The 19,461-nt window shown below is 63.2% G+C and carries 19 protein-coding genes; 9 read left to right on the forward strand and 10 right to left on the reverse strand.

Annotated elements, in window-relative coordinates:
* Nucleotides 1-7 precede the first annotated feature (7 nt).
* The 3 genes from obgE (at nt 8) to IYX23_RS19020 (ending at nt 2,172) form a co-directional block, all read left to right on the forward strand.
* The gene (gene obgE, locus IYX23_RS19010; RefSeq protein WP_196394516.1) at nt 8-1,072 is read left to right on the forward strand and encodes a GTPase ObgE; all 1,065 of its coding nucleotides are present in this window, start codon (nt 8-10) and stop codon (nt 1,070-1,072) included.
* 84 nt (nt 1,073-1,156) lie between these two features.
* Nucleotides 1,157-1,552 (forward strand): hypothetical protein, encoded by a 396-nt coding sequence (locus IYX23_RS19015; RefSeq protein ID WP_196398862.1) that lies wholly within the window; start codon nt 1,157-1,159, stop codon nt 1,550-1,552.
* Nucleotides 1,553-1,722: 170 nt separating this feature from the next.
* On the forward strand, nt 1,723-2,172 hold the full coding sequence (locus IYX23_RS19020; protein ID WP_196394518.1) for a hypothetical protein: 450 nt from the start codon (nt 1,723-1,725) through the stop codon (nt 2,170-2,172).
* Nucleotides 2,173-2,191: 19 nt separating this feature from the next.
* On the opposite strand, the gene IYX23_RS19025 is transcribed toward IYX23_RS19020, so the two are convergent.
* Nucleotides 2,192-2,860 carry an O-methyltransferase gene (locus IYX23_RS19025; protein ID WP_196394519.1) on the reverse strand — a complete coding sequence of 223 codons (669 nt, stop codon included), beginning with the start codon at nt 2,858-2,860 and terminating at the stop codon, nt 2,192-2,194.
* Nucleotides 2,861-3,061: 201 nt separating this feature from the next.
* Between IYX23_RS19025 and IYX23_RS19030 the strand changes: the two genes are divergently transcribed.
* Nucleotides 3,062-3,433 (forward strand): hypothetical protein, encoded by a 372-nt coding sequence (locus IYX23_RS19030; RefSeq protein WP_196394520.1) that lies wholly within the window; start codon nt 3,062-3,064, stop codon nt 3,431-3,433.
* An 83-nt stretch (nt 3,434-3,516) separates the two neighbouring features.
* Here IYX23_RS19030 and IYX23_RS19035 read toward each other — a convergent pair whose 3' ends face one another.
* Nucleotides 3,517-5,355: a M3 family oligoendopeptidase gene (locus tag IYX23_RS19035; protein WP_196394521.1), complete on the reverse strand. Its 1,839-nt coding sequence runs from the start codon at nt 5,353-5,355 to the stop codon at nt 3,517-3,519.
* Between the two features lie 165 nt (nt 5,356-5,520).
* Between IYX23_RS19035 and IYX23_RS19040 the strand changes: the two genes are divergently transcribed.
* Nucleotides 5,521-6,303 (forward strand): hypothetical protein, encoded by a 783-nt coding sequence (locus tag IYX23_RS19040; RefSeq protein ID WP_196394522.1) that lies wholly within the window; start codon nt 5,521-5,523, stop codon nt 6,301-6,303.
* Between the two features lie 12 nt (nt 6,304-6,315).
* On the opposite strand, the gene IYX23_RS19045 is transcribed toward IYX23_RS19040, so the two are convergent.
* Complete coding sequence (locus tag IYX23_RS19045; RefSeq protein ID WP_196394523.1) at nt 6,316-7,485, reverse strand: lytic murein transglycosylase; 1,170 nt, start codon at nt 7,483-7,485, stop codon at nt 6,316-6,318.
* A gap of 186 nt (nt 7,486-7,671) precedes the next feature.
* On the opposite strand from IYX23_RS19045, the gene irrA reads away from it, so the two are divergent.
* Complete coding sequence (irrA, locus tag IYX23_RS19050) at nt 7,672-8,154, forward strand: iron response transcriptional regulator IrrA (protein ID WP_014890443.1); 483 nt, start codon at nt 7,672-7,674, stop codon at nt 8,152-8,154.
* Between the two features lie 79 nt (nt 8,155-8,233).
* On the opposite strand, the gene IYX23_RS19055 is transcribed toward irrA, so the two are convergent.
* Complete coding sequence (locus IYX23_RS19055; protein WP_196394524.1) at nt 8,234-8,776, reverse strand: peroxiredoxin; 543 nt, start codon at nt 8,774-8,776, stop codon at nt 8,234-8,236.
* A 146-nt stretch (nt 8,777-8,922) separates the two neighbouring features.
* On the opposite strand from IYX23_RS19055, the gene IYX23_RS19060 reads away from it, so the two are divergent.
* Nucleotides 8,923-10,806, forward strand: coding sequence for an alpha/beta fold hydrolase (locus IYX23_RS19060; RefSeq protein WP_196394525.1), 1,884 nt, complete (start codon nt 8,923-8,925; stop codon nt 10,804-10,806).
* 6 nt (nt 10,807-10,812) lie between these two features.
* Here the strand turns inward: IYX23_RS19060 and lpdA are convergent, their stop codons facing one another.
* The 3 genes from lpdA to rpmI form a co-directional block, all read right to left on the reverse strand.
* On the reverse strand, nt 10,813-12,252 hold the full coding sequence (gene lpdA / locus IYX23_RS19065) for a dihydrolipoyl dehydrogenase (protein WP_196394526.1): 1,440 nt from the start codon (nt 12,250-12,252) through the stop codon (nt 10,813-10,815).
* A gap of 281 nt (nt 12,253-12,533) precedes the next feature.
* Nucleotides 12,534-12,899, reverse strand: coding sequence for a 50S ribosomal protein L20 (gene rplT / locus IYX23_RS19070; RefSeq protein ID WP_018409162.1), 366 nt, complete (start codon nt 12,897-12,899; stop codon nt 12,534-12,536).
* Nucleotides 12,900-12,936: 37 nt separating this feature from the next.
* Nucleotides 12,937-13,137 (reverse strand): 50S ribosomal protein L35, encoded by a 201-nt coding sequence (rpmI, locus tag IYX23_RS19075; RefSeq protein ID WP_109025906.1) that lies wholly within the window; start codon nt 13,135-13,137, stop codon nt 12,937-12,939.
* Nucleotides 13,138-13,496: 359 nt separating this feature from the next.
* Between rpmI and IYX23_RS19080 the strand changes: the two genes are divergently transcribed.
* A complete protein-coding gene (locus IYX23_RS19080; RefSeq protein WP_196394527.1) occupies nt 13,497-14,609 on the forward strand; it encodes an amidinotransferase in 1,113 nt (370 codons plus the stop codon).
* Between the two features lie 51 nt (nt 14,610-14,660).
* Here IYX23_RS19080 and IYX23_RS19085 read toward each other — a convergent pair whose 3' ends face one another.
* Nucleotides 14,661-14,987, reverse strand: coding sequence for a multidrug efflux SMR transporter (locus tag IYX23_RS19085; RefSeq protein WP_196394528.1), 327 nt, complete (start codon nt 14,985-14,987; stop codon nt 14,661-14,663).
* A 126-nt stretch (nt 14,988-15,113) separates the two neighbouring features.
* Here IYX23_RS19085 and IYX23_RS19090 point away from each other — a divergent pair, with 126 nt between their 5' ends.
* Nucleotides 15,114-15,992 (forward strand): pirin family protein, encoded by an 879-nt coding sequence (locus IYX23_RS19090; protein ID WP_196394529.1) that lies wholly within the window; start codon nt 15,114-15,116, stop codon nt 15,990-15,992.
* A gap of 66 nt (nt 15,993-16,058) precedes the next feature.
* On the opposite strand, the gene IYX23_RS19095 is transcribed toward IYX23_RS19090, so the two are convergent.
* Both IYX23_RS19095 and IYX23_RS19100 read right to left on the reverse strand, forming a co-directional pair.
* Nucleotides 16,059-17,774, reverse strand: coding sequence for an ATP-binding protein (locus IYX23_RS19095; RefSeq protein ID WP_196394530.1), 1,716 nt, complete (start codon nt 17,772-17,774; stop codon nt 16,059-16,061).
* Between the two features lie 9 nt (nt 17,775-17,783).
* Nucleotides 17,784-19,322, reverse strand: coding sequence for a YifB family Mg chelatase-like AAA ATPase (locus IYX23_RS19100; protein WP_196394531.1), 1,539 nt, complete (start codon nt 19,320-19,322; stop codon nt 17,784-17,786).
* Nucleotides 19,323-19,461 lie beyond the last annotated feature (139 nt).

Below are 19,461 nucleotides of genomic sequence, written 5' to 3' on the forward strand. Positions count from 1 at the left end.
GCGGCACATGAAGTTCCTCGACCAGGCCCGCGTTTTTGTCCGCTCCGGCGACGGCGGCGCCGGATCCGTCTCCTTTCGGCGGGAGAAGTTCATTGAATTCGGCGGACCGGACGGCGGAGACGGCGGACGCGGCGGCGACGTCGTCGCGGAATGCGTCGCGGGGCTGAATACGCTGATCGATTATCGCTACCAGCAGCACTTCAAGGCCAAGACCGGCGGCCACGGCATGGGCAAGAACCGCGCCGGCGGGCGCGGCGCCGACGCCGTGCTGAAAGTGCCGGTCGGGACGCAAATCTTTGAAGAGGATGGTGAAACCCTCATCGCCGACATGACGGAGGTTGGGCAGCGCGTCGTCATTTGCAAAGGCGGCAATGGCGGCTTCGGCAACGCGCATTTCACCACCTCGACCAATCGGGCGCCGCGGCGCGCCAATCCGGGCCTCGAGGGCCAGGAGCGCACCATCATCCTGCGGCTGAAACTCATCGCCGACGCAGGGCTGATTGGCCTGCCCAACGCCGGCAAGTCGACATTCCTGGCGACGGTGACGGCGGCGAAGCCCAAGATCGCCGACTATCCCTTCACGACGCTGCATCCCGGTCTCGGCGTCGTGCGCAGCGACGACAGAGAATTGGTTCTGGCGGACATCCCGGGTCTGATTGAGGGCGCCCATGAGGGCCACGGCCTCGGCGATCGATTTCTCGGCCATGTCGAGCGGTGCCGGGCGCTGCTGCATCTCATCGACGCGACCGGAGAACATGCCGGCAAGGATTACAAGATCGTCCGCGGCGAACTCGCCGCCTATGGCGCCGGTCTCGCCGAGAAGCCGGAAATCGTCGCGCTTTCAAAGATCGATGCGGTCGACGCGGATCATCTTAAGAAGCAGCGGGAGCGGCTGAAGCGGGCGATCGCCGCCGCCGGGCCTGAGACGCACGAGCGCCATCCGGCGCCCCTGCTCCTTTCATCGGCGAGCGGCGCCGGCGTCAGGGAAGCGCTCCGCGCGCTGTTCGACGCCATCGAGGCGCAAAAGGCGTTCGAGCGCGCGTCGGAAGCCGGAGGGCCCTGGAGCCCCTGACTACCGATACGAAACCTTTAATCGCCGCCGGCGCGCGGCGGCGCCATTGACCTTGACAAGATCAATGAATAGCTTCGACGGGCTATGAGCACGCGCAGCGAAGTCAAAACATCGCAGTATGGTTCGACGGCGGTCGCGCTGCTCGTCGCCTATCTGTTTGTTTTGCAAGGCCTTGCTGTCGGCGTTTCGTTCAACGGACGCGGTTCGGGCCTCTTCGCCAACACGATCTGCTTTAGCAAGGCTTCCGGACCGCTTTCCGGAGATCCCGCGACTCCCGCACGTCCGGCGCGGCACGGCGACGTCTGTTGCGTCGCGCATTGCGCATCGCTCGGCGGCGCGACCGCCGCCTCGCCGTTCATCGGCGAGACGCCCCCGGCCGCGTCCTATTCGACGATCGGACTGGCCTTTGACGAGACATCTCGTCCTCCAGAGGCGTCGCCCCCGCCGCTCGGCTCCCGCGCCCCTCCCGTCCTGATCTGACGCTTGCCGCAGGAATGCGGCGTCACGCCCCGATGTCGGTATGCCGCCGGCGGGGAGAGTCAGACCAGCGTATCCGTCGTTTGTCAGCGTGCATCGCAGAGAGCACGCGCCGCTCAGTTCTCAGACTGGCGGTTGCGACGAGCCATCGGACCGCGCAGCGATTTGGGATCATGGAACAGAAAACTCAATTGGCGCCGCGCCTCGCGAAGAGGGCGCGCATCGCGGCCTCGGGAGAACGGCGCTGCTCTCAGAACGGGAAGCTGACCGCGGTGAGCGACGGCGACATCCGCATCGCGCCTGAAGCCATTGCGGCGCCAGCCCCGACGCGCGGACGGGTGGAGGTCGTCGAGGCCTATTTCGATCCCGACGGCCGGCCAATGAAGCGCAAAAGCCTGGGCGCAGCCAGGGTGGCGCGCTTCTATGACGCCAAGGGCAATCAGGTCGAGGAGGCCTATTTTAACGCCGAGGGCAAGCCCACGATCCGCAAGGATCTTGGCGCGGCGCGCATCTCCTGGCGTTATGACGACAGCGGCAACCAGGTCGAAGCCGCCCTGTTCGGAGCCGACGGCGCGCCTTTGCCCCGCAAGCGGCGGAGCAAACGGGCGTTCGACAGCGTCTGAAGGGCGCTGTCGAGGCGTCCTATTTGACGCGCGCGATCAGAAATCCATCCCAACCCTTGGCGCCGACGGTTTGCACCGCCGTCGCTTCGACCCGCCCTTCCACGGCGACGGCGTCAAACAGCGCGCGCGCTCCCAGCGCGCCATCGTCCATGGCGGATGCGTCGGCGACGGCGCCCTCCCGCACGACATTGTCGACGATGATCAGCGCGCCAGGACGCGACAGTTTCAGCGCATAATCGAAATAGGCGGCATTGTTGGACTTGTCGGCGTCGATGAAGGCAAGATCGAAGGGTTGCGCCCGCTCCGATTGAAGCAGCGGCAGCATGTCGAGCGCGGGGCCGACGCGCAGATCGACGCGCGCGCTCATGCCTTCGCGGGCAATATTGGCGCGCGCGACCTCGGCGTGATGCGCATCGACTTCGAAGGTGACGACCTTGCCGCCCTCGCCCACCGCCCGCGCCAGCCAGGTCGTCGAATAGCCTCCAAGCGTCCCGACTTCGAGAACGCGTCTTGCGCCGATCGCGCAGGCGAGCAGATGCAGCAATTTGCCTTGCGGCGGCGAAACATCGATCGCGGGAAGGCCAGCGCGCGCATTTGCCGCAAGCGTCTCCTCCTGCGCTTCTTCTTTGGAAATCAGCGCCGCGCCGATGTAATCGTCCACGCCACGCCAGTGTTTTACTTCGAACATTTGACGTCCCTTACATCGAGCGCTTAACGTTAGCTAAGGCGAAAATAAATTGACATCTCGCGTGATATCACGCGATGTTCCGCCGTCGTTCGCGCGCCAAAACGCACGGACGCAAAAAGGCTTGATAGCCGCATTTCACGAGCCCCAGTTGGACTGCGGCCGATATGCTGCTCATCACAACACTTTATGGGAGCACAACAAATGATCAAGCTTGCTTTGACGACGGCCCTTGCCGCCGCCGCCTTTAGCGCATCGGCCTATGCCGCGCAGTGGAATGTGACCGAAGCGAATAAGGCGGGCATCAAGCGCGCGCAGGGCACCTGGACTGTCGCGACGGAAGGCGACAAGGTTTCGGGCAAGAGCGAAATGCAGCTCGATAACGGCTCCATACTGACCTACAAGCTTGAAGGTGAACTCACGGGCGGCGTTTACACGCTCAAACTCGTGGACCGCTCCGATTCCAAGAAGAATTGCGTATGGACCGGCAAGCCCGTCGAGGGCGCCCACAACGTTTATATTGGCGAAGCTGCCTGCGACGGCGAAAAGATCGTGATCCGGGGCGGCCAGAATTAAGCGCTGACAACAGCCTCTTCCAACACAAACGCCGGCTCAACGCCGGCGTTTTTTATTTGGCGCGCGTGTCGTCATCGCGCCAATTAAGCGTCCTCCATCGCCTCCAGTTCCGCAATCAGACCCTCGATCATTTCAAGGCCGATGTTCCAGAACGCCGGATCCCGCGCGTCCAATCCGAAGGGCTTGAGAAGCTCGCCATAAGGCTTGGCGCCGCCCGCTTCGAGCAGAGCGAAATAGCGCTCGGCGAATCCTTCATGCGCCTTTTGATAGACGCCGTAGAGCGAATTCACCAGGCAATCGCCGAATGCATAGGCGTAGACGTAGAACGGCGAATGGATGAAATGCGGGATATAGGCCCAGAAGGTCTCATAGCCAGGGCCTAGGCGAATTGACGGGCCAAAGCTTTCGGCTTGCACGCTCATCCATAATTCGCAGATCTGATCTGCGGTCAGTTCGCCTTCGCGTCGGGCGTTATGCACCTTTCGCTCAAAGGCGTAGAACGCCATCTGCCGCACCACGGTGTTGAGCATATCCTCCACCTTGGAGGCGAGCAGCGCCCGTTTTTGCGCCTTGTCCGACGCCTGCGCGATGAGCGCGCGGAAGGTGAGCATTTCGCCGAAGACGGACGCCGTCTCCGCCAGAGTAAGCGGGGTCGGCGCCATCAAGGCGCCCTGCCGGGCCGCAAGCACCTGATGCACGCCATGGCCGAGTTCATGCGCGAGCGTCATCACGTCCCGTGTCTTGCCTTGAAAATTCAGCAGCACATAGGGATGTGCGGAGGGCACGGTCGGATGTGAAAAGGCCCCCGGCGCCTTGCCCGGCCGCACCGGCGCGTCGATCCAGTTCTTCTCAAAGAAACGCCCCGCGATCTCCGCCATGCGCGGCGCAAATCCGTCGTACGCCTCGAGCACGATTTCGCGCGCCTCGGGCCAGGAATAGCGTTTGGCCGGCGTCGACGGCAGCGGCGCGCTGCGATCCCAATAGTCGAGCGCGTCCTTGCCGAACCATTTCGCTTTGAGCTTGTAATAGCGATGCGACAGGCGCGGATGCGCCGCCTCGACCGCTTGTGCGAGCGCCTCGACCACCTCGCGTTCGACACGATTGGAGAGATGGCGCGAATCGGCGACGTCCTGAAAGCCGCGCCAGCGATCGGAGATTTCCTTATCCTTCGCCAGCGTATTGGTGATCAGCGAAAAGGTGCGCAGATTGTTTTTGAGCGTAACGCCGATCGCCTGCGCTGCTTCCCGACGCGTCTCTTCGCGCGAATCCTGCATGAGATTGAGCACAGGCTCGATCGCAAGCTCCTCGCCTTCGACCTTGAAGCGCAATCCGGCGATGGTCTCGTCAAAAAGCCGATTCCAGGCGGCCGCGCCAGAGATGTATTTTTCGTGGAACAGCTCTTCCAGCTTGTCCTCGAGTTCGTACGGCTTCTCTTTGCGGATGTCTTCGAGCCACGGCTTCCAGCGCGAGAGCGGCTCCTTGCTGGCCGCAGCCATCAGCGCGGCGTCGTCCATCCGATTGAGCTCAAGCTGAAAAAACAGCAGCTGCGCCGAAGCGTTGGTGACCTTCTCCTGCACGTCGCCATAGAATTTCGCATGGGCGGAATCAGTGGTGTCGCCGCTATAGAGCAGGCCGGCGAAGGACATCAGCCGCCCGAGCAAGTCCTGCAGCGCTTCATATCGCGCCACCGCCTCGCCCAGCTTGACGCTGGCGTCCGGGCCTTTAGCTAGCGACTCTAGCCGGCCGCGATAATCCTTGCCGAATTGCGCAACCTCCTGCGCGGCCTTGGCAAGATCGGACGCGACCTGCGGAGAATCGATTCCTGGATAAAGGTCGGCGAGATTCCATTCCGGCAGTCGTTCCGCAGTTTTCGCGGCGGGAGCTTCGGCGATCGAATGGGCGAAAGAACGGGCGCTGAACATGGCGGGGACCAAAATGGGCGGCTCCGACAAGCGAAGACGCGAGGATCGGGATCAGCCTAAATATGGCAAGAGGCCGGACAGGATCAACCTGCGGTCAGGGTCGGCGCCAGCGCCAGTTGCGTTTATAACAATATGAGAGCGAAAGAATCAGCTTAGGTGCGCGCAATGGCGGGAGAGCCCGATTTTCTCAGTTCGGTAACGTCGCGTTACGCCATGGCGCGAGATATTTTCGCGCGCATCTCAACTTTCCTCAACAAGGCGACCTTCAAGATCAAGCGCGGGCCGCCGCTCGAAATGATTGGCGAGATCGCGAAGCGGTTCAAAACCGACGACTATGATCGGCTGACTCTCAAGGAACGCGCCGAGACGAAGGCCGGCGCGACTTTCATCGACGAGAAGATTCAAGACATCAACCGCGCGAGCTTTCATCGCTCCGCCTTCATGCTGAACGCATTCACCCATTTGTTTTTCGTCGACCTCGCCGCGCAACTGTCGTTCTCGTTCCTCACGCTCAAATTCGCGTTCGTGATCGCCAACATCATTCTCGCGCTGCTGGCGCATTCCTCGGTGCGTCAAAGCTATCGCGCGCTGCTCGCGGGGCCGAATGCGCTTCCGCCCAAACGGCGCTTCTGGGGCATGTTTCCCAATCCGGCCTATAACCGCACGGTGAAGAAGAATTCACGCAGCTATGCGCAAAGCGCCTGGGAAGAAAAATCGCTGTTCCGGCCAGCCTATTTCGTCAACGCAGCGCTCATCTTTCTTGGCGCGCAATTCATTCTTCCGCCGGACCGTCTTATTTTTCCCTTCAGCTTCATCGTCGGGAAAATTTCCGGACTGTTCACGACCCTGGTCATGGCGTTCGACGTCTGGCGCGGCTTTCGCGCCGGCGATGCGGCGCGGACCGCGCGTGAAAGGGAAGTCTCCGTTTACCGCGATCTCGACGTCTGAATCGCGGCGGCTTTACCGGCCGCGCAGCCGCGCCAGAACGTCTTTCGTCGCAAAGCCGTCGGCGGGCTGTATGCCCTCGCTCAATTGAAAGGCGTGGATGGCGTTGCGGCTCGCACGCCCGAGCTTGCCGTCGAACGTCCCACGATAAAAGCCGCGCTCGGTCAACAGCTGCTGCATCGCCTTGACGTCGGCGGTCGACAGCGGCGCGACCTTCGGCCAGGGCGTGATCGGGATATCGCGCCCGGCGATGCGATCGGCGAGCAGCGCGACCGACATCGCATAGGCGTCAGACGTATTGTATTGCCGAATGACTTCGAAATTGTCGGTGATCAGAAAGGCTGGGCCGTTCGCGCCGGCCGGCAGATATAGGCTTGCGGCGCCGCCGCCGGGAAGCGCGCCGCCATCGGCGCGCGTCACGCCGAGCTGCCGCCAGCGGGCGAAGTCGAGATCGAAGGCGCCGTAGTCGAATCCCGCGGGCAGTCGAACTTCGACGACGGCGGGCATTCCGGCGACCCAACCGGATTTCGCCAGGAAATTGGCGATGGAGGCCACGGCGTCGCCGCGCGAGCGCCAGATGTCCGGCGCGCCGCCGCCCGCGTCGCTTTCGGCATATTTGAGATAGGCCGAAGGCATGAACTGCGGTTGGCCCATGGCGCCGGCCCAGGAGCCGCGCAATTGCGCGCGCGTCGCATAGCCCTTCTCCAGCATCACGAGCGCGGCGACAAATTCCTCGATGAAGGTTTCGGCGCGATGCCCCTGCCACGCAAGCGACGCCAGGACGCGCAACGCGTCAGAGCCGCCGGCCGCCGTTCCGAAATTGCTTTCGACGCCCAGAATGGCGACGACGATCTCGCTTGGAACGCCGTGGCGCGACTGCGCCCGACCGAGCGGCCCCGCGAGTTCGGCGGCGACCGCCCGGCCGCGCGCGACGCGACCATTCGTCACGGAGCCGGCGAGATAGGCGGGAATCGAAATGGTGAACTCGGACTGTGCGCGCGGCTTCGCCGAGACCGATGGGTCCGGCGCAAGTCCGGCGATCGCCGCGTCGAAGGTTTCGCGCGAGACGCCGGCGGCCTGCGCCGACGGCCACAGGCCCTGCAAAAACGCCTCGAACGTGTCGGCTTTGGCGCGGCCTCCCGCAAACCAAAGCGCGGCGACTGCACGAACCGACGCGCCGAGCATCCGACGTCGATCAATCCCTGCACAGAGTATTGGCTTAAGGCGCCCCATCATTAGCCAGTCCTTTGCTGCTTCTTTGGAAATATTACACCTTCCGCCATTTCGTTTGACAGGGGGCAGGCGCTGCCCTCTACTGAAAAAAGCTTAATGTATGAATAGGGAGCGAGTGATGCTCGCCTGTCGCGAAGAATGACTCATCAACCTTCGACTACGAGTTTCGACCGTTCGATCAAACTGCGCGATCAATCCCCCGAGAGCGCAACGAAGGTCTCGGAAATCAAAGCGCGGCTGCGCGGCGCAGGTCTGCGTCCAACCGTGCAGCGGCTCGCTCTGAGTCGGCTGCTGTTCGGCAACGGCGATCGACATGTGAGCGCCGAGGCTTTGCACGCTGAAGCGCGCGAAGCCGGTCTGACAATGTCTCTCTCCACGGTCTACAACACGCTCAACCAGTTCGCCGGAGCAGGGCTGTTGCGCGAGATCGCCGTGCAGGGACCCCGCACCTACTTCCACACCCGCACTTCGCCGCATCATCACTTCATGGATGAGGCGACGGGCCGCATGTTCGACGCCGCCGATGGCTCTGTCGAATTTACGCGACTGCCGGCGCCGCCGGAAGGAATGGAAATCGTCGGCTGCGACGTGATCATCCGCATTCGCCCGAAGAGGGGGTGACAGGCGCGAGACGCGATGGCGCGTTTTGCGCGTCGGGCGGCTGGCTGATGCATACGGACGATTGCCCCTTGCGCGTAGCTTATTTCCGCTGCGCGTCGCGCCACTGCCGCACGACGGCGAGCGCATTCTCAATATGCTTCGTTGCGCCGGAATCCTCGACCGCCGAGAGAATCTTCCCCTCGGGCGCGATGACATAAGAGATGCGGTTCGCGAACATCGCGCCCGCGACCGGAACCTTGAAGGCGGCGTCATAGGCGTTGATCACCTTGAAGCCCGGATCGGCGCCGACGGGAAATTTGTCCCGGCACTCTTTCGTCGAGAATTCGCGCTGCGTGGCGATCTTATCGCTCGACACGCCGATGACGCTGGCGCCCATGGCGGCGAACTGCTCCATGGCTTGCGCGAATTCATGCGCCTCCAGCGTGCAGACGCTCGTGAACGACTTCGGATAGAAATACAGCACGACCGGACCCTTCTCGAGCGCCTGCCGCAGCGAGAAGGAGAATTCCTTGCCGCCCTGCGCGGCCTCTAGGGCGAAGTCGGGCGCAGCGTCGCCGGGCTTGAGGGCGGCGAGCGCGGCGCTCGAGACGAGAGTCAATAAGGCGGCGGCGATGGCTCTCATAGGGCTCTCCTAAGCGGTCGGCATTCCTTCACAAGGACATGGTAGCGCTCGCCTCCCGGCCAAGCCCCGGGGCCGCAATGTTGCGATGCAGCATTGCCTGAAATAAGATCAGTATCCAGTCGAGCGCCTCGGCTTAAAGGACTTTGATGACAAAGCACCCCAATGCCGCGCAGCCGAACCCTGCGCGCGCAGAGCAGGCATCTTCCAGCCATCGCCACCCCTCCCCTGCCCATGACTTTCCGCGCCTTGCGTCGAGAGCCTTCGTCGAAGCGTGGCCAAGCGCCTTTCTGGCGGCGGAGCGCGCCACCGACAGTGATTCATATGGCTACGCGGCGCTCAGCGACGTCATCGACCGCTCGCTTCATGCGAGCGTCGCGCATCTGACCGGCGGACTCTCGCCCGCCTCGATGGCGAGCGCCTATTGGGACTGGGCGGCGCATCTTGCGTCAGCGCCAGGAAAGCAGATGCAGCTTGCCGAAAAGGCGATGCGCAAAACTTGGCGATTCGCAAATTACGCCGGGCGCTGCGCGCTGCAGCCCAACGCCGCCCCCTGCATCGAGCCGCTGCCGCAGGATAAGAGATTTTCGGGCGAAGCATGGCGGCGCTGGCCCTATGCGCTGCTCTACCAGGGTTTTCTGCTCAATCAGCAGTGGTGGCACAACGCCACGACGGGGATAGGCGGCGTCACCAAGCAGCATGAGAACGTCGTTGAATTCGCCTCGCGGCAATTGCTCGACATGTTCTCGCCGTCGAATTTCTTAGCGACGAATCCCGAGGCGCTGCAACGCACGTTCGAGACTGGCGGCGTCAATCTCGTCTATGGCCTGCAGAATTTTCTTCAAGACATGGAGCGGCGCGCCGGCGGCAAACGGCCTGTCGGCGCCGAAGCCTTCGTTCCCGGTCAGAACGTCGCGACGACGCCGGGCAAGGTGATCTATCGCAACCGGTTGATCGAACTCATCCAATATGCGCCGGCGACGCAGACGGTACGGCCCGAGCCCGTGCTCATCACGCCCGCCTGGATCATGAAATATTACATCCTTGATCTATCGCCGCATAATTCGCTGGTGCGGTTTTTGACCGAGCAAGGCTTCACCGTCTTCATGATCTCCTGGCGTAACCCGAGCGCCGAAGATCGCGATCTCGACATGGACGCCTATCGCAGGCTCGGCGTGATGGCCGCGCTCGACGTGATTTCGCGGCTCATGCCGGACCGAAAGATCCATGCGGCCGGCTATTGTCTTGGCGGAACGCTGCTCGCCATCGCCGCGGCGGCCATGGCGCGCGACAACGACGATCGCCTCAAGAGCCTGACGCTCCTCGCCGCGCAGACCGATTTCACCGAAGCGGGAGAACTGACGCTCTTCGTTAACGAAAGCCAACTCAACTTTCTCGAAGATCTGATGTGGGAGCACGGCTTTCTCGATTCCAAAGAGATGGCCGGCGCGTTCCAACTCCTGCGCTCCAATGATCTTGTCTGGTCCTATGCGCTGAAATCCTATCTCATGGGCGAGCGCGAGCCGATGACCGATATGATGGCCTGGAACGCCGACGCGACGCGCATGCCCTATAAGATGCATTCGGAATATCTGCGGCGGCTCTTCCTCAACAATGATCTCGCCGAGGGCCGGCTGCGCGTGAGCGGCGGCGCCGTCGCGCTCAGCGACATTCGCGCCCCGATTTTCGCCATCGGCACGGAGCGCGATCACGTCGCGCCCTGGCGCTCGGTTTATAAGATCCACCTGCTCGCCGACGCGCAAATCACCTTCCTGCTGACGAGCGGCGGGCATAACGCCGGCATCGTCTCGGCGCCCGAGAAGAAGCGCGGCGAGTACCGCTTCACGAACCGCGTGGACGGCGAGCATTACGCCGACCCCGCGGAATGGGTGAAGATCGCGGCTGTCAGGGAAGGATCCTGGTGGCCGGAATGGAGCGCGTGGCTCGCCGCCCGATCCGGGCCGCCGGTCGCGCCGCCTGCGATGGCCGAAGCGCTCTGCGACGCGCCGGGAACCTATGTGCTGCAGAGCTGACGCGACTTACACGTGAATCGCACGGCCGAAGGCGGCGAGCACGCTCTCATGCATCGTTTCCGACAGCGTCGGATGCGGAAAGATCGTGCGGATCAGCTCTTCTTCGGTCGTCTCGAGATTCATGGCGATGACGAAGCCCTGAATCAGTTCCGTCGCTTCGACTCCAAAGATATGCGCGCCGAGCAGCCGCCCGCTCTTGGCGTCGAAGATCGTCTTCACGACGCCTTCGAGTTCGCCGAGCGCGATCGCCTTGCCATTGGCGAGATAGGGAAAGCGGCCGATCTTCACGTCGAGCCCCTGCTCTTTCGCCTTCGCCTCGGTCAGGCCGACGGACGCGACCTGCGGATGGCAATAGGTGCAGCCTGGAATGCGCGACCTGTCGAGCGCGTGCGCGTCCAATCCGGCGATCGCCTCGACGCAGGATACGCCCTCGTGCTCCGCCTTATGCGCCAGCATCGGGCCGCCGGCGACGTCGCCGATCGCGTAAACGCCTTCGACATTGGTGCGCCCCAGGCCGTCGATCTTGATGACGCCGCGCTCGAGGGCGACGCCGAGCGCTTCTAGCCCAAGATTTTCGACATTGGCGACGACGCCGATCGCCGACAGCGCGCGTTCCACTTCGAGCGTCTGCGGCTCGCCGTCCGCGGGCTTCAGCGTCACGACGAGGCTGTCGGCCTTCTTCTCGACGCCCGTCACCGTCGTCGCGACGCGGATGTCGATCCCCTGCTTCTTGAACGATCGATGCGCCAGAGCGGCGATCTCTTCGTCTTCGCTCGGAAGAATATGCGGCAGCGCTTCGGCGAGAATGACCTCGACGCCAAACGTCCGATAGAAAGACGCGAATTCGACGCCGATGGCGCCGGCGCCGACGATGAGCAGGGATTTCGGGAAACGCTCCGGCTTCATCGCCTCGAAATAGGTCCAGATGAGTCGTCCGTCGGGCTCGAGGCCCGGCAAAACGCGGGGGCGCGCGCCGGTCGCGATGATGATGTGTTTCGCCTGATAGACGCCGTGGTCGAGCCTCGTTTTCGGCGACGGCGATTGCGGCAGCATGGGCGGTTTGGTCGGCGCGGCGACGCGCACCTCGCCCTTTCCGGCAAGCGTCGCCTCACCCCAAATCACGTCGATCTTGTTCTTCTTGAGCAGAAACGCCACGCCGCCATTGAGCCGCGTCGCCGCCTCGCGCGAATGCGCCACGATGCGCGCGACGTCGGCGCTCAGGGCGCCTGGCGAAACGCCGAACCGCTCGCCCTCGTTGGCGAGGCGATAGACCTCGGCGGAGCGCAGCAGCGCCTTCGTGGGGATGCAGCCCCAGTTCAGGCAAATGCCGCCGAGATGTTCGCGCTCGACGACCGCCGTCTTGAGACCCAATTGCGCGGCGCGGATCGCGGCGACATAGCCGCCGGGCCCGCCGCCGATGACGATGAGATCATATGTGTCGGCCATGCTTCGTCCTAGCTTCCCCATCGGATTATAGGCCAGGCCAAGGCAAAGGGGAGACCGCTTGCGCGGCCAAGAGCCCGCGTGAGCATGTCTTCAGCGCTGAAGATTGATCTGATAATTACGCCCTTGCGGAAAGCATAATGTCGTCGAGTGTATCGTGCGCCGGCGCGACAGTTCGGCACGAGGCATGAAATCCGCCGCAGCATCAGCCGATAATCGGATTAAAAACAAAAAGCCTCCCGCAGCCGGCTGCGGGAGGCTCGAATTGTTCAAAGACGTCAGTCTCAGGCGGCCTGCGGCAATGCCGACTTCGCCTGCGCCACGATCGCCGCGAAGGCTTCGGGCTGGTGGATGGCGAGATCTGACAAAACCTTGCGGTCGACTTCGATCCCGCCCTTGGCGAGCCCGTCGATGAAGCGCGAATAGGTCAGCCCGTGCTCGCGCACGGCGGCGTTGAGCCGTTGAATCCACAACGCGCGGAACACGCGCTTTTTCGCCTTACGGTCGCGCGTCGCATATTGCATCGAGCGATCGACGGCGGCCTTGGCCGCGCGGATGGTATTCTTGCGGCGGCCATAGAAACCTTTGGCGGCCTTGAGGGTCTTCTTGTGCTTGGCGTGCGATGTGACGCCGCGTTTGACGCGAGCCATGACGAAACTCCTTTGCGGAAAAAGTGCGCTCTTGCGATCAGCCGTTCGGCAGGAAATATTTCTTCACGTTGTCGCCGTCAGTCTTGAACAAAACGGCCGTTCCGCGCAGATTTCTGATCTGCTTGTTCGTCCGCTTGATCATCCCGTGGCGCTTGCCCTGCTGGGCGTAGACCACTTTCCCGGTGCCGGTGATCTTGAAGCGCTTTTTCGCGCCGGATTTCGTCTTCAGTTTGGGCATTTTGCTCTCCCGGGCTCTGGGCCCTGTTGTTTGCGCCGCAGGGATTGGTCCAAACGACGCGTGTTCGCGCGAGCGAAAGAACCGCCACGGCAGCCCATCACTGGCCGGGCGGTTCTGTAGAGCGCGGTTTATTGCCCAACGCCGGGGGAAACGCAAGTCCGCGCAAACCTTTGGGAGCGCCCGGAGTAGACGGCCCCGCCTCTTGGCGAGTCCGCCCGCGACTCTGGTTAACCGAACAGAGAAAGTAAGAGGTTGCAGGCGTATCGTTAAACTCAACAAATAAAGGCGTTTTTATCAGGGTTTGAAGAACAGGCGCAAAGCGCTAAATGTCTCTGATTGGAAACGATTCGGAGCGCATTATGAATGTGCATGCATCTGTCGAAGGCGCGATTGCCGCGGACTGTCCGGTCAATTCCCATAATGAGTGGGATCCACTGGAGGAGATCATCGTCGGCCGCCTCGAAGGCTCGACGATTCCTTCCGACCATCCGGTCGTCACCTGCAACATCCCCGGCATGGCCGCGCGCGCCCAATCGCTCGCCGCAGGCTTCCGCTTTCCGAAGTTCATGATCGAGCCGGCGCAGCAGGAGCTCGACGGTTTCATCGCTTTGCTCGAATCGCTCGGCGTCACGGTGACGCGGCCGGAGCCCTTCAATCACAAGGCGAAATTTTCGACGCCCTATTGGTCGTCGCGCGGCTTCTGCAATTCCTGCCCGCGCGACTCCATGCTCGTCTTCGGCGACGAAATTCTGGAAACGCCCATGGCCTGGCCCTGTCGCTATTTCGAGACGCACAGCTATCGGCCGATCCTGAAAGACTATTTTAAGCGCGGCGCGCGTTGGACCTCGGCGCCCAAGCCGCAGCTCACCGACGAGTTGTTCGATCCCAACTTCAAATTGCCCGAGAAGGGCGAGGAGATTCGCTACATTCTCACCGAGTTCGAGCCGGTGTTCGACGCAGCCGATTTCTTCCGCTGCGGCCGCGATATTTTCGTCACGCGCTCCAATGTGACGAACGCCATGGGCATCGACTGGCTGCGCCGCCATCTTGGCGACGGCTATCGCATCCATGAGATCAAGAGCCGCTGCCCGAACCCGATGCATATCGACACGACGATTCTGCCGCTCGGGCCCGGGCGCCTGCTGATCAATCCGGAATATATCAATCCCGATGAGCTGCCCGATATTTTGAAGAAATGGGACATTCTCGTCGCGCCTGAGCCGGATCCGATCAATGACCGCATTCTCGCGATCACCTCGATGTGCGGCAAATGGCTCAGCATGAACATTCTGATGATCGACGAGAAGCGCGTCATCGTCGATCCGCATCACACCAATATGATGCGTCAGATGGAGAAATGGGGCTACGAGCCGATCCCCTGTTCGTTCCTGCACTATGCGGCGTTCGGCGGCGCCTTCCATTGCGCGACGCTCGACGTGCGCCGGCGCGGAACGCTCGAAAGCTATTTTTGATCAACCGCGCTTCTTTCGCCCGACGCATCTCGAACGAGCGCCGGGCGATCTCTATTTCAGGTCGACGCCGCCGAGCCGCAGGCCGATGATGCCCAGAACGATCAGGCCGATCGAGCCTAAACGCAGAAAGGTCGTCGGTTCGTTAAAGAGGTAGACGCCCACAAGCGTGGCCGCAGCGATGCTTGTCCCGGTCCATGCGGCGTAAGCCGTGCCGGCCGGAATCGTCTTTACCGCAATGCCCAGGCATCCGACGCTCGCCGCCATGAAAAACACCATGATGAGCGAAGGCCAGAGCCTCGTGAATCCTTCCGCATATTTCATCCCGATGAGCCAGCCGACTTCGCAGATGCTGCCGATAAAAAGGATGATCCAGTCCATTTAACCGTCCTTGCCTGCCGACGTCGCCGCGTCCGGCGACTTGTGGATTTTGCGGTCCAATCCGTCAAGAACCGCCGATTTGCATTTTGCGAGACGCCGCCCACATAGGCCGCAGGAGCCTTCATCATGAGAAGAATTATCGATGTCTACCCCGCTCCGGATTCCATGCACTGGGTCGGCGACGGTTTTCCCGTACGCTCGCTGTTTTCGCATCACGAACATGGCGCGCAGGTGAGCCCCTTTTTGCTGTTCGACTATGCGGGACCGTTTGACTTTTCACCGACCGCTAAGCGGCGCGGCGTCGGCGCCCATCCGCATCGCGGCTTCGAGACGGTGACGATCGTCCTCGACGGCGAACTCGCGCATCGCGACTCGACCGGCGCCGGCGGACTGATCGGTCCCGGCGACGTGCAATGGATGCGCGCCGCCTCGGGCGTCGTCCACGAGGAGTATCATTCCGAAAGCTTCGCCGAAACGGGCGGGCGCTTCGAAGTCGTGCAGCTTTGGGTCAATCTGCCGGCGCACGAGAAGATGAGTCCGCCGCGCTACCAGACGCTTCTCGACAAGGACATTCCGCGCGTCGATCTGCCGGACGACGCCGGGCTTGTTCGCGTCATCGCCGGTGAATTCGACGGGCATCGCGGACCAGCGCAAACCGCGACGCCGATTGACCTGTGGGACGTGCGGATCGACGCGGGAAAGAGCGCCCGGTTCACGCTGCCCGAAGGCCATACGGCGCTCGTCGCGATTCTCGAGGGAACGGTCGAAGTCAATGGCGAGAAGATCGCGCGCGCGACGGATGTTGTCGTATTCGAGGAGGAAGGCGGCGACATCGTCTTCGAAGCCAATAATGATGTGAAGCTGATCATCATGAGCGGCGAACCGATTGACGAGCCCGTGGCGCAAGAAGGCCCGTTCGTGATGAATACGCAGGATGAATTGCGGCAGGCCTTCGCCGACTATCAATCAGGACGGTTCGGCGTCATCGCGCCACAGGGCGGTTAGAGCGCTTTCCGATCACATCGAATCATGTGATCGATACGGAATCGCTCAACTTTTTCGGAACCTGCTCTACGAGGACGCGCTGCGGCGACGCGGCGCCAATCTCAGCTCTTCGATGGTCGCCGCGAGCGAAGCAAACTCCACCGGCTTGGTGAGAAACGCATCGACTCCGGCGGCGCGGGCGGCGCGCTCGTCTTCCTCGCGCGCGCTGGCCGTGAGCACCAATATGGGCGTGCGCGGCGCGCCCGCCCGCGCCTCAGCCTCACGAATGCGGAGGCTCGCCTCGCGTCCGTCGAAATCCGGCATGAAAAGATCCATAACGATCACGTCATAGGGCGCGCCCGCGCCCTCGATCGCTTCGCGGGCGCGGGCGAGCGCGAGCGCGCCGCTTTCCGCCCGAGTCACCTTCGCGCCAAGCTTTGCGAGATGGCGCGTGAGGATAAGCGCGTTGATCTCATTGTCTTCGGCGATAAGCGCGTTCACGCCCGCGAGCGCCTGCGGCGGCGCGTCGTCTGCAGGCGCCGGCGCATTGGCGCTCTCTGGCGAGAGACGGGCGATCAGCGAGGCGATCCGCACCGGCTTGACCAGCCAGCCGTCGAAATCGCACAGGGCGTCTTCGCCGAAGGCCCGCCGTTCGATCGGCGAGAAGAGCAGAAACAGTCGTCCCGCCTGCGCGTCGCGAGCGACTTTCGCCAATTGCGCGGTCATGTGCGGGCCCAGCGCGCAGTCGACGATGACGGCGTCGAAGGGCTTCTGACGCGGCCCTTGCAGCGCTGACGGCGCATTCTCGGCCGCGACGATCTCCGCTTCGGCGCCGGCGAATCGTAAGCTCTCGGCGAGATAGGGCGCTTCGAAGATGCTGTGCGCGACGATCAGCGTCTTAAGTCCGAAGAGCGGCGCCGCAGCCCTGTCTTCGCTGAACGGCGGCGCAGGAAGCGTGAAGGCGAAAACGGCGCCCCTGTCCGTTGAATTGACGAGCGCCAGCGCGCCGCCCATCCTGGCGACGAGACGGCGAGAAATGGCGAGGCCGAGCCCCGTGCCGGCCTGCGGGTGGTTCTCGGAAGGATCGGCCTGCTCGAATTCCTCGAAAATCGCCTCGCGCGCCGCCTCGGGCACGCCCGGCCCGGAGTCGCGCACCTCGAAGCGCAGCCGCGCGCCCTCTCGCGCGACGCGCACGCCAACCCCGCCCCGCTCGGTGAACTTCACGGCGTTGCCGATGAGGTTGACGAGCACCTGCCGAAGTCGCGCCGGATCGCCGACGATCTCGCGCGGCGTATCGGGCGAGATGACGCTGGCAAGCTCCAGCCCTTTCGCCATCGCGCGCGGCGCCAGCAATTCGACCACGCTTTCGACGAACGGCGCGAGCGCGAAGGCTTCGTGGCGTAGCTCGAACTTGCCGGCTTCGATCTTGGAGAAGTCCAGAATGTCGTCGATCAGCTGCGAGAGCGAACGGCTCGAATCGCCGATCGCTTCGACATAGCTCGCCTGTTCGGCGGTGAGCTTGGTCATCGCGAGAAGCTGCGCCAAGCCCATGACGCCATTGAGCGGCGTGCGGAATTCGTGGCTGACCGCTGCGAGAAAGCGCGACTTGGCGAGACTGGCGGCTTCCGCTCTGTCGCGAGCCGCCGCGGCGGCGCGCAGCTCCCAAATTTCGTCGCGCAGCGATTCGAGCTCGGCCTCGACCTTTTCGCGGCCACGCCCGCGCAGGGCAATGTAAATGGACGCCGCCAGCATCAGAATGACGAGCTGCGCCGCGGCCAAAATCACAATATGGTTTAAGGACATGCGCCCATATCAGGCCGCAAGGCGCCCGAACGCAAGTCCCGCGCGATAGGAAAGCGCCTCCGCGAGATGCGGTCGGCCGACGGTTTCAGCGCCGTCGAGATCGGCGATCGTGCGCGCGAGCTTCAAGACCCTGTGAAACCCGCGCGCCGTCAGGCCGAAGCGCTCGGAGGCGTCCCGAATCAGCGCTGTGCCGCTGGCGTCGAGACGCGCCACGCGCTCGATCACCGCCGCCGGCGCGGCGGCGTTGGCGGCGACCCTTGGCAGGGAGAGAGCGTCGTAACGGGCGCGCTGAATCTCTCGGGCCCGCGCGACGCGCGCCGCGACCTGCCGCGAACTCTCGCTCGGCGGCGGCAACACGAGATCGGCGGCGGTCACCGCCGGCACCTCGATCTGCACATCGAAACGGTCGAGCAGCGGCCCCGAAAGCCGCGCCTGATATTGCGCGACGCAGCGTTCGTTGGGTTGGCGCTTGCAGGCGTAGCCCGGATCCATCGCATGACCGCAACGGCACGGATTCATCGCCGCGACAAGCTGAAAACGCGCTGGGTAGACGGCGCGATGATTGGCGCGCGACACCGCCACCTCGCCCGTCTCGAGCGGCTGGCGCAGGCTGTCCAGAACTTGCGGTTGAAACTCCGGCAATTCGTCCAGAAAAAGCACCCCGTTGTGGGCGAGCGAAATCTCGCCAGGCTTTGCATGGGAGCCGCCGCCGACCAGCGCCGGCATCGAGGCGGAGTGGTGGGGCGCGCGAAATGGCCGCCGGTCGGTCAGTTCGCCTCCGGCGATCTGCCCCGCCACCGAATGAACCATTGAGACTTCCAGCAATTCGCGCGGGGTCAACGGCGGCAGGATCGACGGCAGCCGCGCGGCGAGCATCGATTTTCCCGCGCCCGGAGGGCCGCTCATCAGAAGGTTGTGGCCGCCGGCGGCGGCGATTTCGAGCGCGCGCTTGGCGGTCTCCTGTCCCTTGATGTCGGAAAGGTCGGGCTGATCGGCGGCGAGCCTGCGCACCGCCGGCTGAGGCGGGGCCAGAACCTGCGCGCCTTTGACGTGATTGACGAGCTGGATGAGCGAGCGCGGCGCGATCACCTCCATATCGCTCGACGCCCAGGCCGCTTCCGGCCCGCATTCGCTCGGACAGATCAGTCCCAAGCCCCGGGCGTTGGCGGCCACCGCCGCCGGCAGGACGCCCGCCGTCGGCGTTAGCGTTCCGTCGAGCGCCAGTTCGCCAAGCACGACGAATCCTTCCAGCGCGTCGGAGGGAATGGCTCCAATGGCGGCCATCACGCCAAGCGCGATCGGCACGTCATAGTGGCTTCCTTCTTTGGGCATGTCGGCGGGGGCGAGATTGACGGTGATTCTTTTCGCCGGCAGCGCCAGACCGGAAGCGATCAGCGCCGCGCGCACCCGCTCGCGCGACTCGGCGACGGCCTTGTCGGCGAGGCCGACGACGTTGAAGACGACCGCGCCGCTCGAAATCTGCACTTGCACGTCGACAGGACGGGCCTCGACGCCTTCAAACGCGACCGTCGCCACCCTCACCGCCATCGTGCGCTCCCGAGAAATTCTTTTCGGCAATCGTCAACAGCTTAGCTGGCGCGCGATCTCAGCGCAAGAACATTGTATGAACATCGCCGTGTCGGCACTAACCTAAATCGCAAATTGCAATTGCCAAGTTTCGGTTTGC

This window comes from Methylocystis sp. L43 (assembly GCF_015709525.1).
Classification (GTDB): Bacteria; Pseudomonadota; Alphaproteobacteria; order Rhizobiales; family Beijerinckiaceae; genus Methylocystis.